This is a genomic window from Paenibacillus sp. FW104-T2 (assembly GCF_058789975.1).
The window spans coordinates 102,911-117,206 of sequence record NZ_JBYTCE010000011.1; the positions used below are offsets into that span (position 1 = coordinate 102,911).

A 14,296-nucleotide genomic window follows, 5' to 3' on the forward strand; every position below is an offset into this window, starting at 1 on the left:
TGGTTTCTTCGACATAAAGAGCCCATTCACACCTTATCTTTACCGGATCATCTGCCGAAAAACCGAACATTATGACTAGGAGAGAAAAGTTTAGGACTAGCCTACTAGAGGTGATTATACATTTAACCAGTGTTAAAATCCAGATGTTTCATGACTAAAAATCACATATTTTTAGACTTTTATTGTTGAAAACGCTTAAAATTTTAGCAGTTTAACACGCTAACGTTACAACGATGTGATGTTATATAACAAAAATATACCATCATTATCACCATTAGCCAGTAACTCCTAGTTTTCATTTGCATTATATGAACGTTCGGTTTTTATGTATCTGCCAGAGACCTGGTAGCTGTAAACCGCATCCAATCTAAGTTTGTCCTTCCGGACCCCGGTGTATTCGTCCACACTTTCTGGCGTAAAAAAAGCCGCCATAAGGTACGGCGGCTTGCATGTTACAATTTAAGCGTTGATTTTGCCTTTAGCTACAGTAGCCAAAGAGTTGAACGCATTGATGTCGTTAACGGCCAGATCAGCCAACATTTTGCGGTTCATGTCCACTCCAGCAAGTTTCAATCCATGGATCAGTTTGTTGTAAGACAAACCGTTTTGACGTGCTGCTGCATTAATACGAACGATCCACAGTCTGCGGAAGTTACGTTTCGTGTTGCGACGGTCACGGTATGCGTAAACCAGGGATTTCATTACTTGCTCGTTAGCTGTTTTAAAAATGCGGTGTTTGGAACCGAAATAACCTCTTGCCAGTTTCAAAACCTTTTTATGACGACGACGTACTACAAAACCGCCTTTTACTCTTGCCATATTAAAGAACCTCCCAAATAAATATTAAATGTATCCGTGGTATGTGTACGGCCTAAGCCGATCCCCCATACGGATGTACTATTTCAAGTTAGCCAAGCCTTGTTTCAAACGTCTTACGTCCCCTGCTGCCATTACTGGGTTGCCGTTCAGAACGCGCTTAGCACGTTTTGATTTGTGGGAAAGCAAGTGGTTTTTGTGTGCTTTGTAACGAAGGACTTTACCGGAACCGGTAATTTTGAAGCGTCCTTTCAAACTGCTGTGTGTTTTCATTTTAGGCATTTTGTGTTTCCTCCTTCAATGTTATCAGGCTTTTGGAGCCAGAATCATGATCATACTTCGGCCTTCCAATTTCGGTTGACGCTCGATGGTGCAGAGTTCTGCAACTTCCGTCTTCACGCGCTCCAAAATCCGTTGACCAATGGCGGCATGCGCAATTTCACGTCCGCGGTAACGAACGGAACATTTCACCTTGTCGCCTTCTTTCAAAAACTTAACTACATTACGAAGCTTCGTTTGATAATCGTGCTCCTCAATATTGGAACGGAACCATACTTCTTTAATGTCAACAATTTTCTGGTTCTTACGGGCTTCTTTTTCTTTCTTTTGTTGCTCATAGCGGAACTTGCCATAGTCCATGATGCGACACACCGGCGGCTTAGCCTGTGGTGCCACATTGACCAGATCCAAGTTCAGATCAATCGCCATTTGCAGTGCTTCCCGAATGGGCTTGATCCCAATTTGTTCTCCTTCAGCTCCGACAAGGCGCACTTCCTTCGCCCGAATCTCATCATTAATCATGTGATCTTTACTAATAACCGTCCACCTCCAGGTCATTTTGAATACTGTTAAACAAAAATAAAAGGGATGCCGGTCAAGCTACCGACATCCCTGTAATCAACACAATTCTTCATGAGTAAACACTTCATAAATTATTGGGATCGTTGACCAGCCAACATCAATGTTGGTCAGGTGAGAAGTCGGACTTCTGCTTGTGATTCCATTGCTATTCATTTAACGCACTTGAATACTATAACACCTTAATCAACTATAGTCAATATGTTTTAGAATATTTTCTATAATCTTTGGTGTGAAGCTGTTTATCATTACCCTTGCTTGCTCTGCACCTCATCCAAACGTACAACACGTGTATGCTGGGTATGGCTCCATTGTTTGTTGTTCTGCGTGAAGAACGCGTAGAACGTAATCGGATACCACGATAGCAGATAGATCGGGAATACAATCAGATACAGATACACTTTCGCAAAAGTGACCTTCTCCAATGCCATCGACAACAGGAATGTCAAAATGTTCAAACCAATGGCTACGAAGCCTACCCATAATGGGAAGTACCCGTAGATGTTGGCAATATGCGGTCCGCTGAATACGGCAGTATCCACCCACATCACAGCGGTCATCAGGAATGTCAGTAATACAACGTATACGTTAGCACCATATACGGCAAGGTCAAACTTGACCAAACTTCTTTCCTTAATACTTTGCCACAACAGCGGGAAGAAATATCTCCGTGCTACCGTAAAGTGACCTTGCATCCAGCGCAGACGTTGTCTTGCTGAAGCTTTGAATGTCAAAGGCTTCTCATCAAATACTTTTGCATCATAGTTAAACACGGGATACACATTACGCTGCACACTGCGCATCGTAAACTCCAAGTCCTCGACAAGGCTAGTCGCACCCCAGCCGATTTCCTTCAGCAAATTCGTTTCAAAGCACATTCCTGTACCGCCAAGGAAATTGGCCATGTTCAGGTTGTGACGAGACAACTGCCACAAACGGTTGATGTACCAGTACGATACCCCGTATGCTGCAGTAATCCAGGAATCTTCCGGATTTTTCGTATCGATATAACCTTGAATAACACGCGAACCGTTGCACAAGTCGTTATTCATCTCAAGCAGGAAATTGCGATCAACCAGGTTGTCGGCATCAAACATCACAACGGCGTCATACTGACGCGGCAATTTCCACAGATATTTGAGCATCCACTCAATGGCGTAACCTTTACCTCTGAGATCGGCATTTGTACGCACACATGCATTCAAGCCATGATCTCTGACGATTTGAGCTGTACCATCCGTACAGTTATCACAGATAACGAACACATCATACAGATCTTCCGGATAATCGAGTTGCTTCAGGTTCTCCATTAACGCACCGATGACCTGTTCTTCATTGTGTGCTGCAACGAGTACAGCGAAAGACTTTGTGGCAGGATAGTGTTTCTTTTTCTTTTTCTTATACAGACCGAACAGCGAAAACGTGAATTGGTACACGGCTAGCAGTGCCAGTATGACCTGCATCGTGACGAATATAGCGTCCAACATCGTTCTCTGTTACCCCCTTTTTTTCAAACCCTGTTTACTTTAGCGTTTCTCTACCTGATTCTGCATCTTTGTTTTTTTGTAATGTGCAGAATATGACCCTGGTCTTTTGTTTACTACGCAAGTATTTCAAGCATGGTTGCTTCCAATTTGGCTGCTTTATCGATTTTGGATGCTTTTCAGCTATTTGTCAAAACCGCAATTTCACTTCCTAAAGCAGAAATGTGAACATTAAACGCTGAATTGGCAGTTCGTGATACTGCGCCCTCGCATTCATGCCTGTTATATCTTATTTTCAGCCGTTTGCTTGATTTTTATTTCTAAAGTCCCTGCTTTTTTCATTACCCAGTACTGTCCAACCAGAGGCTATATAAAAAATAACGCAAACGGACACCAAAAAGTTCAATATAAAACTCACATTTTTTTAACCTCATTTCAGCCATGTTGAATCATTGTATCTTTTTTAGCTCGTCCGAGTCAAAAAGTTAAGTTGGATGATTAACCACTCTTTAACATGAATTTTACGTTGTTCACATGTCTTCTTCTTGAAAAGGACAACATTTAAAAATATGATAAACATATACCTGAAATAACCTGAACTTCACGAAAAACGGTTATATAGTAATCAGGACAACACCGGACACAGGAAACATACCGGAAATACTGCCGCCAATTCGGGCGGCCTGACTGGCAGGAGGCCAATATGAGCCGTTTATTCGTTAAGTTTCAAGCGTACGATCGCAATGTATTTATGTGGATTAATGGTCGACTTCATAATCGATTTATGAATTTTTGGCTGTACTATCTCACCCATCTGGGCGGAGCAACATTTTCTATTGCCGTATCCTTGTTGATATGGCTGCTCGCTCCAGCCCCTTGGAATACGACAGGCCTACAGGCATGTATCGCTCTGGCTGTGAGCCATATTCCCGTAGCCATCGCCAAAAGGTTGTATCCTCGCATCCGGCCATATCTGGCCATGCCGGAGACGATCACCTTCCGCAATCCCCTGACGGACCACTCATTTCCTTCAGGGCATACAACCGCTGTCTTCTCGGTAACCGTTCCGTTTATGACTATGGAACCTATTTTGCTGGCGACGCTGCTGCCGGTTGCACTGATTGTCGGATTCTCTCGAATTTACTTGGGTTTGCACTATCCTTCGGACGTGCTTGCAGGTGCTACAATCGGTACTTTAGTCGCACTTGCGACAGTTGCATTATGGTCCTAAAGCAGATATGTTAGACTAAGGAAAACCTAGCAGGAACAGGTGAAGCAAGCGTGGAGAAAAAACGAGTATTACTACTTTCAGAAGGCTTTGGAGCCGGTCATACACAAGCCGCTTATGCACTGTCCAGCAGTTTGAGAAAGCTCTCACCGGAAGTACAGACCAAAGTGCTCGAACTGGGTAGTTTCCTTAACCCCAGGGTCGCACCACTTATTATTACGGCATACAAAAAAACGGTAACCAACCAGCCCAAACTTGTCGGATACGTATACAGGCATCAATATAAAAAGTCTTTAAACCGATTGACTACACTCGCATTGCACAAGCTGTTTTACACACATACACGTAGTGTCGTACGGCAGCTTCGTCCAAATGCCATTGTATGTACGCATCCCATTCCAAGTGCTGTCATATCAAGATTAAAGCGCCTCGGTGTACAAGTGCCACTCTGCACGGTCATTACCGATTACGATGCGCATGGCACGTGGATCAGTCCCGAGGTGGACTTGTATCTGGTATCTACTGAAGAGGTCAAGTCCAAATTGATGCTGCGCGGAGTTGCCGTGGACAAAATACGAGTTACCGGCATTCCGGTACACCCCAACTTTTGGGAGCATCCTGGCCGGGATGAGATTCGTGCCAAGTTTAATCTGAAAGATATGCCCACCGTTCTTGTCATGGGCGGCGGCTGGGGAATGCTCAGCGATGAAGTGGTCAATAAGCTTCTGACTCGCTGGCATAACGACATTCAGATCATCTTCTGTCTCGGACGCAATGACAAAATCCGGATCAGCATGGAACAGAACCCGGAGTACCGGAAAGAAAATATTCACATTATCGGATACACCAAAGAAGTGGATAAGCTAATGGAAGTTTCGGATCTGCTAATAACCAAGCCTGGTGGAATGACATGCACGGAAGGACTCGCCAAAGGTATTCCGATGTTGTTCCATAATCCCATTCCGGGTCAGGAGGAAGAGAACGTTCAATATTTTACCGCCAGAGGACTGGGCGAACCGATCACTTCGCTCGATGTCGTGGTTAAATGGATGAATAAATTGTTACATAAATATCCCGACATCGTCCGTAAACGCAAACGCCATTTGGCACAGATTGCCAAATATCGTCCGATGGAAAGTGCACAAAGCATCATTGATCTTCTGGACCTTCGGCCGTTCCAGACTGATCAGGCTAGATTATGATCAAAAGTTCGATAAACAAGCCGCATACACTTATGCAAAGAAAAAAAGGTCCCTTCAACGTGAAGGTACCTTTTTTCATGTTTACTGTAAAATGAAATATATAAAAACTACTGAATGCCTGCCGATTTCAAATATTCCTGCCATTGTTTGGTGTACTCCGCTTGTATTTTCTCCAGCCCTGCCTGCTTAGCTTTTTCCATAAATGTATTCAAGCCTGCTTCAACGTCTGCAACCAAACCAACGTTCAGTGGGTACAGATACTGTTTCTCCACTTGCTCAAGCGCAGCCTTCTCTGCCTGAAATGGTGTCCAGTCCTCAGCAAATCCGGTAAAGATATCCGGCTTCTTGATTTTGTCGAGCTCCTCGAACATGGCGAGTACGTCGTCGAACGTTTTATCATAGAGCATGAAGTCCGGATTCCGCCAAGCCCAGCCATTCATGCCCTCACGCGGGAATCCATTCGTCTGAGCATCGCCCACCATTTTGTAGTAGCCATCCTGCACTTCAAAGTTCTTACCTTCTACACCGTATTCCGTAAGCCAGTTGTAACGTTTGTCTGTTACCAGCTTCTCATAAAAAGCGAGTGCCTTCTCCGGATTTTTGCTGCTTCGCGGTATGGCGAATCCATTGTGAATCGGATGAACCGGCTGTGCAAAACCTTTGGCATTCGGATAAGCGAAGTATCCAAGCTTCCATTCGGGATGCGTAGATTGGACTTTGATCACATCCGCATTAAACTTGTTCGGGTTCTCGCCTGATAGCACAACAGCCGCCTTGCCATTTTGCAGCAGTGAATTCGATGTGTCCTTTACGTTCAGCACGTTTTTCGGGAAAAACCCTTTATCCATCCAGCGTTTGTACGTTTTCAGGTCCTCCAGATGCTGGGCGGATCCCCAATAGGACGTGATGGTTGACGGCGAATCGTACATAATATCAAGCCCGTAAGGGAGCTGACCAGCCGTATTCACCAGTTTGGAGGTTAACTGTCGGATGCCGTGAGTGTGATTGGAATTGTTGTCCGCGATCGGAATCATGTTCGGTTCATTGGCTTTGATTCCTTCAAGATAAGCTTCAAGCGTCTCCAGGGATTCCGGTTTGGGCAAATTATACTTTTCGCGCAGGTCCTCCCGGTAAGCAATTCCTTCTGTCACATATTCGATCCAGGTCGAAGGCACGGTATAGATTTTTTCATTGATTTTAACAGCATTCCACATGTCCTCGGGCACGTGGGACTGCAATGTTGGTGCCGCCTTCGGCAGCAGCTCGTCGAGCGGCAGGAATGCTCCTTTTTTGGCATACGATTGATAGAATGTCCAGTCCGCAGTGAAAATCAGGTCAATCGGCTGGCCAGAAGAAAGAAGGAGCTTATATTTTTGATCCCAGTCCGTCCAGGAAGTGTAGTTAAATTTTACATTGACGTTCAGATCAGCCTCAGCGAGTTTGTTAATTTCGGATTCAATAACAGGCAAGTCTTTGGGCGCGTCCCCAAGCATGTAAAATTGCAGGGTTACCTTCTTGCCTTTGTCTGTCGAAGACGCCCCTTCCTCATTTCCTTGCGCCGATCCCCCAGATCCGTTATTACATGCGGCTAATACCCCGGCAAACAACATTAGGGCCAGCACCAGAGACAAGTGCCGAATTATTTTGTTGCGCATACGCATCCTCCCTTTTGTAGGAAACCTTATATGTTAGCGTAAACTGCCAGGACACGAGCAGAAGTAAACAAACAACTGGCTGGCGCCCCGAGCATTTTTACGTTCTAACCTTTTACCGCACCAATCGTTAGACCTTTGACGAAATAGCGCTGTACAAACGGATACAGGAACAAAATCGGACCCGTCACCACAATCGCCATGGCCATCTTGGTTGATTCCGTAGGTACATCCTGGCTGAGCGTAATTCCTGTGCCAATGGCCATCTGATCAATAAAAGTAATCGTATTCATCGTGTTATACAGGTAAAACTGCAGCTGATACATATCCGGGTTGTTAATGAACAGAGACGAAGTAAACCAGTCATTCCAGTAACCCAGAGCCAAAAATAAACCTACGGTTGCGATCCCGGGCATCGCCAGTTTCAATACAATGCTGAAGTAAATGCGGAAGTCATTCGCGCCATCCATTTTGGCGGATTCAACCAGCTCATCCGGAACAGCAGAACGGATAAAGTTTTTCATCAAAATGATAAGAAATGGCGTCATCAATCCAGGAAAAATAAGGACGGTATACGTATCCGTCAAATTGAAATAATTAGCCAGCATAATGTACCAAGGCACCAACCCACCGCCAAAGAGCGTGGTGAAGTAAATGAAGAATGAGAAGGTATTACGGTATTTAAAATCTTTGCGCTGTAGTACGAAGCCTGCCATCGTAATGAGGAACAGTCCGAGCGCGGTCCCCACAACGGTTGTAAAGACAGTCACTCCGTATGCTTTCAGCACTTGAGTAGGGAATTTGAACACCATTTGATAGCCTTCCAGGGAAAAGTCTGTTGGAAAGAGATGATAGCCATCTCTTACAATCGACTCATTGCTGCTGAACGAGCCGGATAGGATTAGAAGAAAAGGCAGCAGACACATGATGGACAAAATCAGAATGACGCCATAGGCGATGATCTGAAACAGCAAGGTAAATTCCGAATCTCTGGCACGGGTAGTATGCATGATGCTTCTCCCTTCTGCCCGTTGGGCGGTTTAGAACAAGGCGTAATCCTCATTCACTTTTCGGATGATGTAGTTCACGGTCATGATCAAAATGAACCCGAATAGAGACTGGTACAAGCCTGCTGCGGTAGCCATCCCGATATCAAAGGTCACTTTCAGGGAGCGATACACGTACGTATCAATAATGTCTGTGGCGTTATACAGCACACCGTTATTGCCAATAAGCTGATAAAAGAGATCAAATTGTCCCTTCATAATGCTCCCCAGAGAAAACAGAAGCAGAATGACAAAGGTCGGTTTCAGCATGGGAACAGTGATATACCAGATACGCTGAAAAATATTCGCTCCATCAATACGGGCAGCTTCATAATATTCGTCACTGATCCCGGTAATCGCCGCCAGATAGATCACCATACTGTAGCCAAGATTCTTCCATAGATAAAAGATAATGATCAGGAACACCCATATCCAGGGCGTGTTATAAATATCAATCGGGCCGGCTTCAAAGCGTTTGAGTACTGTGTTCACAAAACCGGATTCATAGTTGAACATGTTGTAAGCGATTACACTGAGTAGTACGAATGAGATGAAATACGGTAAGAACATCACGGATTGCGTAATTTTCTTAAAGAGCTTGCCACGGACTTCACTTAACATAATGGCACAGAAAATGGCGAGTCCATTTCCCAGTATAATGAAAGCCAGGTTATAACCCACTGTGTTGGTCGTAAGCTTCAGCAGCATGCCGGACTGCCAGAGAAACTTGAAGTTTTCCAGCCCTACGAATGGACTGCCGAATAATCCGCCTTCAAAGTCGTACCGGGTAAACGCATAGTAGATACCCACCATCGGAAAATACGAGTTAATAAGAAAAAAGATCAGTGTAGGCAGCAGCATCAGAAACATGATTTTGTTTTTGTTCAATTCTTTGAGCATGGCTCGATCCCTCCCGAATTTCTTGCAGCGCGGTTGCGCCGTGGAGCTCTGTTTTTAGTGTATATGCCCTTCCCGCTCCCCGATACTGAAGCTTCCCGCCGGAAAATGAACGATATTGCCAAACCGGATATGAACAATGTGAACCAACACTGAAAAGAACTTTAGTGCGTTCACAAATGTTGATATCGTGCATAACCTGAGCATCGTGAACAATTCAGCGAAAGTTGAACGATATATACTGAAACAACCTTTTAAACCTTGTACAATATTGATGTAAACGCATACATAATGTATAATTTAAAGGGCTATCCTCATCCAAAGCGACCTGCTGTGAAACAGAGCGTAACGCTGTGAAATGAAGTTTTTTCACCCAAAATGCACATGTTCAGGGGGAACTGATTGATGCGCAAACGTTCGGAGGACAGTCAAAATGTATTTTCTCGCATACTGATTGGCATCATTGTCAGTACCGTTGCTACCCTGCTCGTCGCTTCTGCCATTCTCTACGTCAACTACAATCGCATCGCTCTCCGCCAGGTCTATCGCACCGATATGAACAGTCTCACACAGACCAGCCGAGAAGTGTCCAAAATGACCGAAACGGCCAAATCCTTGTCTTATCAGATTTATCAGGACTACAGCATCTCTGCACTTCTCCTGTACTCTAAACCAAGCATTTATGAAGTCACTCCAGCCATGGAGCAGCTCGATAACTACCGCATGTCCCTTCCCTTTATCGAATCCATCTATGTATACAACTCCAAAAGCAACGAATTCTTTATTAGTTCAGAAACACGTAATGGTCAGCAAACCCTTGCCGAATTAGACGATCAGGGCATTAAGGATATCCTCCAGCGATTTCATGAATACAAACCCTTTGTTCCGATTCCACGTACTTACCAGGTTGGTTCTACAGAAGAAGTTGAAGTGAATAGTTACACCTATCTCTGCTATGACACCATCAATGATAATGCCGAATTAAACTACGCAGTCGTAGTCAATATCAAGGACGATTGGTTAAGTCCCAACATCAATGCAGCGGATCAGCCGGGCAAAACATTTATTATTAACGAAAACGGACAACTGCTGTCCGATTTTGGCGATCGCACGTTAATGCAGGATCTCTCCAAGGAAGCCTTTATGCACCCCATTCTGCAAAATACGGAGCAATCTGCCTACTTTACCGCTGACGTTGACGGGGAAAAATCACTTATCACCTATACCACACCTGATAATTTGGGATGGCGTTATGTACGAATTACACCTGATCATCTGATCACTGCTGATATTCGCAGCATGCGCACGCACACCGTCCTGTTTTGTCTGGGCTTGCTTATTGCTGGACTGCTGCTCTCTTACCTTGTTTCTCGGAAATTATATCACCCCATCGATAAAGTCATTGTTCGCATGCGAGTTATGGAAGCCGAGCGTCGGGGAAGTCTGCACATCTTGCGTCAGGATTTTTTGCGTGGTGCTCTACAGGGGCGAGAGACGGTCTCCGGGGGGATTTTGGAAGAGCGCATGAAGTTTTATGGTTCGTCTGTCCAGGTTCATCGTCCGTCCAGGCTGGTATTGCTGCGTATTGACCGTTTTGCCGATTTTTGCGAAACCTACCGGGACGATATCAAGCTTGTTAAATATGCGATGATGAACATTTGCATAGAATCGGCGGAATTTCGCTACCACACGGAAACCGTCGATATGGGCGGGGACATGATCAGCCTTCTTTTCAATCACAAAAATTCGGATCAGCAGGACGTACAGGATGCAGAGGAAGATATGGAGGAACTACTGCGTATGCTGCAGGATGCGGTAATGCTGCATTTGAAATGCTCCGTTTCGTTCACTGTCGGGCCCGAGGAAGACTCTTTCGAGGATGCGATCGCCGGCTACCCCCACTCAGCGGAGGCTTCCCTGCACCGATTATTCAGCGGTCCGGGCTGCCTGCTGTATACAACCGACATCATGGCGTATCAGGCCAAGGAATATGCATTTCCGGCAAGTAAAGAGCGGCAGCTCATCGATTGCCTCATGACAGGCAAAACGGGCGAAGCCAAACAGATCTATACGGATATCGTGGATGAAACGTCAGCATACCCTTTTACCGTATTCCAATTGGCTCTGTCCCATCTGACGATGACACTGAACCATGTACGCAATACGCTTAAAAAAAATAACCAGCTTACACTGAATACGATCTCGGACACTGCAATGCTTCCTCTCCATGAAGCGGAGGAACTCCGTGAAGTTCATGCCCACTTCTATCGCCTATTTGATGAATTAGGATTGAAAGTGGAAGAGAAACGAACGCTGAGGCATGAAGAGCTCCTACGCCGAATTAGCAGCATTATCGAACGGGATTATGCGGACACCAATCTCTGCCTCACCTCCATTGCTGAGGAACTCACCATGTCGCCCATCTATATCAGCAGGTTGTATAAACAACTCACGTTAAAAGGACTAACGGATGTGATTAACGAGACACGAATCATCAAAGCCCAGCATCTGCTGATTGAGACTGAGAATTCCGTTGCAGATATTGCTGAGAAAACCGGATTCACCAACAGCTCCTACTTTTATCGCATGTTCAAAAAGTTCAATGGGGTGACCCCAAATGATTATCGTCGCAAGGAACTGCGCTCCGAGCAAATGTAACGATATCGATATCTTCTAATGATCTTGAAGAAGAAACATCAAAAAAGCGGCACACGAGGTAATGAGTCTCTCCTCCATGTGCCGCTTATTCATTTTACTCTTGGTCTTCTCCGGAATCATCCGAAGCTTCACGTACTTTGTACTTGTCCAGACGCATCTGCTGATACTCACGCAGCGCCTCTTCACCCACAATGACTTCCACACGGTGAATGTTCATGCCTTTGCCCATGAATTTCTGTTCGTATTCTGTCATGACATGCTCTTCATTCAATCCATCACGATGAAGGTTCAGGGACAGATTGGTCATTTGCAGACCATAGTCGGCAATCGCATTAAGCGAGAACTCGAACAATGTCTCCGAATCGGTCTTGAAGTGAATTTGGCCCTTGGCGTTAAGCAGTTCTGTGTATTTCTTCAAAAAACGCGGATGAGTCAAACGACGGCGTGCATGCTTGGCTTTTGGCCATGGGTCACTGAAGTTCAGATAGATCCGTTCCAGCTCTCCCGCTTCAAACACGTCCTCGATCTGTTCAATGTTCGCCAGGACAAGCTTCACATTGGGCGGCGTTTCTACATCAGCCTCACTCCACGCATTACGAGCCTTCTCACTAGCCCGGCGCACCAATTCATCATACATATCAATCCCGATAAAATTGTATTGCGGATATTTATAACTCATTTGGCTGATAAATTGACCTTTACCCATACCAAATTCAACAAAGATCGGATGGTCGTTGCCAAACAGTTCAGACCATTTCCCCTTGTACTGTTTGGGTTCCAGAACAACAAGATCCACTTGCTCCTCCAGATTTTCCCGAATCCCTTTTCTGCCACGTAAACGCATTTTATTCCTCCGTTTGTCCATACTTGTCTCAGACTCATTTTGCCGAAGAACCGGCCAATTGTAAAGAGCAATGAAAAGGGAATCTTCGGATCTGCCACTTGGGGCAAATCTCAAAGATTCCCTCTTCGATTTATTTGGAATTGGGGTCCAACTACTTTAATAGTTCATAGTCTACCTTATCTTGGTGTGAAAAATCAAATGTCTTTTCGAAAGCCGTGCGAACTTTTTGTCTTGCAGCCGCTTCCACTTTCGGATTGCCATTAAATCGAACACCTGTCAAAGCCAGTGCTTCTTCTGCCGTCAGTTCTACTGAAACATGATGAAGGTTATTGTTTTTAACTTGGGAATTCATTCATATCACCTCACGGTTTAGTATGGTCCATGACGTCAATTTTGATTCAAATGCTATGATGAATAGTACCCATTGGATGCTGTCTGACGTTAAGTTAAATATAACACAATGTGTAAACTATAGCAAGCGAAAAACCTTGATAATACAGTCTATTTTTGACTTCGAATTCCCCTTTTTTTGCGTTTTTTGATACAATGGTTAAAGTCCATGGAGACACGGATTATCACAATCCGTTCTATCACGTGAATAGATAAACATCTGTCTCTCCCGAGAGGGAATCCGGCAGCCAAAGGAGCACCCTGAAGATGAATGCACCTGCAATACAACCTCCTCTTTCCTGGGGAGATAAACGATTCCACACCTGGAATTACGAAATGCGAAACGAGTTCAACAATAAAGTGTTCAAAGTTATGCTTGACGCAGGATTCACCTGCCCAAACCGTGACGGTTCAATTGCCAAAGGCGGATGTACCTTCTGCAGTGCTCGGGGATCAGGAGATTTTGCCGGCAGCCGACGGGATGATCTGGTTACCCAATTTAATACGATTCGGGACAAACAGCACCTCAAATGGCCTACGGCCCAGTACATCGGATATTTTCAGGCATATACGAACACGTATGCTCCTGTTGAGCAGCTCCGTGAGTATTTTGAAGTGATTTTACAACAGCCCGGTGTCGTCGGTCTGTCCATTGCCACTCGCCCCGATTGTTTGCCTGATGATGTTGTGGATTACCTGGCCGAACTGAATGAACGTACCTACCTGTGGGTTGAAATGGGACTTCAAACCATCCACGAGTCGACCTCAACGCTCATCAACCGCGCGCATGATACGAAATGTTATGAAGAGGCCGTAGAGAAGCTGCGGAAACGGAATATACGTGTGTGCACACATATCATCTATGGCTTGCCTCAGGAAACGCATGAAATGATGCTGGATACCGGACGCGCAGTAGCCAATATGGATATGCAAGGCATTAAGATCCATCTGCTGCACCTCATGCGTAAGACGCCAATGGTCAAACAGTATGAAGCCGGGCTTCTTCGATTCCTGGAACAAGACGAGTACATCAAACTGATTGTCGATACACTCGAGATGCTTCCACCGGAAATGATTGTGCACCGCCTCACCGGTGATGCTCCGCGTGATCTGTTGATTGGACCGATGTGGTCCATGAAAAAGTGGGAAGTGCTGAATTCCATTGACCGCGAATTACGTTTACGTGATTCATGGCAGGGTAAATATTGGAGGGGAGCATAA

General features: G+C 45.1%; 13 protein-coding genes. 4 read left to right on the forward strand and 9 right to left on the reverse strand.

Features of this window, described 5'->3' with window-relative positions; translation table 11 throughout:
* Nucleotides 1-459 precede the first annotated feature (459 nt).
* The 4 genes from rplT to AC3WQ3_RS15660 form a co-directional block, all read right to left on the reverse strand.
* Nucleotides 460-819: a 50S ribosomal protein L20 gene (gene rplT, locus AC3WQ3_RS15645; protein WP_095288335.1), complete on the reverse strand. Its 360-nt coding sequence runs from the start codon at nt 817-819 to the stop codon at nt 460-462.
* A gap of 78 nt (nt 820-897) precedes the next feature.
* The gene (gene rpmI / locus AC3WQ3_RS15650) at nt 898-1,098 is read right to left on the reverse strand and encodes a 50S ribosomal protein L35 (RefSeq protein ID WP_062320217.1); all 201 of its coding nucleotides are present in this window, start codon (nt 1,096-1,098) and stop codon (nt 898-900) included.
* Between the two features lie 24 nt (nt 1,099-1,122).
* Nucleotides 1,123-1,617 carry a translation initiation factor IF-3 gene (infC, locus tag AC3WQ3_RS15655; RefSeq protein ID WP_153980623.1) on the reverse strand — a complete coding sequence of 165 codons (495 nt, stop codon included), beginning with the start codon at nt 1,615-1,617 and terminating at the stop codon, nt 1,123-1,125.
* A gap of 305 nt (nt 1,618-1,922) precedes the next feature.
* The gene (locus tag AC3WQ3_RS15660; protein WP_095288337.1) at nt 1,923-3,161 is read right to left on the reverse strand and encodes a glycosyltransferase family 2 protein; all 1,239 of its coding nucleotides are present in this window, start codon (nt 3,159-3,161) and stop codon (nt 1,923-1,925) included.
* A 700-nt stretch (nt 3,162-3,861) separates the two neighbouring features.
* Here AC3WQ3_RS15660 and AC3WQ3_RS15665 point away from each other — a divergent pair.
* Both AC3WQ3_RS15665 and AC3WQ3_RS15670 read left to right on the forward strand, forming a co-directional pair.
* Nucleotides 3,862-4,389, forward strand: coding sequence for a phosphatase PAP2 family protein (locus tag AC3WQ3_RS15665; RefSeq protein ID WP_153977671.1), 528 nt, complete (start codon nt 3,862-3,864; stop codon nt 4,387-4,389).
* 50 nt (nt 4,390-4,439) lie between these two features.
* On the forward strand, nt 4,440-5,588 hold the full coding sequence (locus tag AC3WQ3_RS15670) for an MGDG synthase family glycosyltransferase (protein WP_127539343.1): 1,149 nt from the start codon (nt 4,440-4,442) through the stop codon (nt 5,586-5,588).
* Nucleotides 5,589-5,695: 107 nt separating this feature from the next.
* On the opposite strand, the gene AC3WQ3_RS15675 is transcribed toward AC3WQ3_RS15670, so the two are convergent.
* From AC3WQ3_RS15675 to AC3WQ3_RS15685, 3 genes are all read right to left on the reverse strand, one after another.
* Complete coding sequence (locus tag AC3WQ3_RS15675; RefSeq protein ID WP_492472709.1) at nt 5,696-7,249, reverse strand: ABC transporter substrate-binding protein; 1,554 nt, start codon at nt 7,247-7,249, stop codon at nt 5,696-5,698.
* Nucleotides 7,250-7,347: 98 nt separating this feature from the next.
* Entirely contained in the window at nt 7,348-8,250 is a 903-nt protein-coding gene (locus AC3WQ3_RS15680) for a carbohydrate ABC transporter permease (protein ID WP_095288341.1), read from the reverse strand.
* Nucleotides 8,251-8,280: 30 nt separating this feature from the next.
* On the reverse strand, nt 8,281-9,186 hold the full coding sequence (locus AC3WQ3_RS15685; RefSeq protein ID WP_095359132.1) for an ABC transporter permease: 906 nt from the start codon (nt 9,184-9,186) through the stop codon (nt 8,281-8,283).
* Between the two features lie 402 nt (nt 9,187-9,588).
* Here AC3WQ3_RS15685 and AC3WQ3_RS15690 point away from each other — a divergent pair, with 402 nt between their 5' ends.
* Nucleotides 9,589-11,841 (forward strand): AraC family transcriptional regulator, encoded by a 2,253-nt coding sequence (locus AC3WQ3_RS15690; protein WP_492472711.1) that lies wholly within the window; start codon nt 9,589-9,591, stop codon nt 11,839-11,841.
* A gap of 94 nt (nt 11,842-11,935) precedes the next feature.
* On the opposite strand, the gene trmB is transcribed toward AC3WQ3_RS15690, so the two are convergent.
* Nucleotides 11,936-12,685, reverse strand: a complete 750-nt coding sequence (trmB, locus tag AC3WQ3_RS15695; protein WP_336779340.1) for a tRNA (guanosine(46)-N7)-methyltransferase TrmB — start codon at nt 12,683-12,685, stop codon at nt 11,936-11,938.
* 151 nt (nt 12,686-12,836) lie between these two features.
* Nucleotides 12,837-13,037, reverse strand: coding sequence for a hypothetical protein (locus tag AC3WQ3_RS15700; RefSeq protein WP_095288345.1), 201 nt, complete (start codon nt 13,035-13,037; stop codon nt 12,837-12,839).
* 305 nt (nt 13,038-13,342) lie between these two features.
* On the opposite strand from AC3WQ3_RS15700, the gene mnmL reads away from it, so the two are divergent.
* Entirely contained in the window at nt 13,343-14,296 is a 954-nt protein-coding gene (gene mnmL / locus AC3WQ3_RS15705) for a tRNA modification radical SAM protein MnmL/YtqA (RefSeq protein ID WP_492472712.1), read from the forward strand.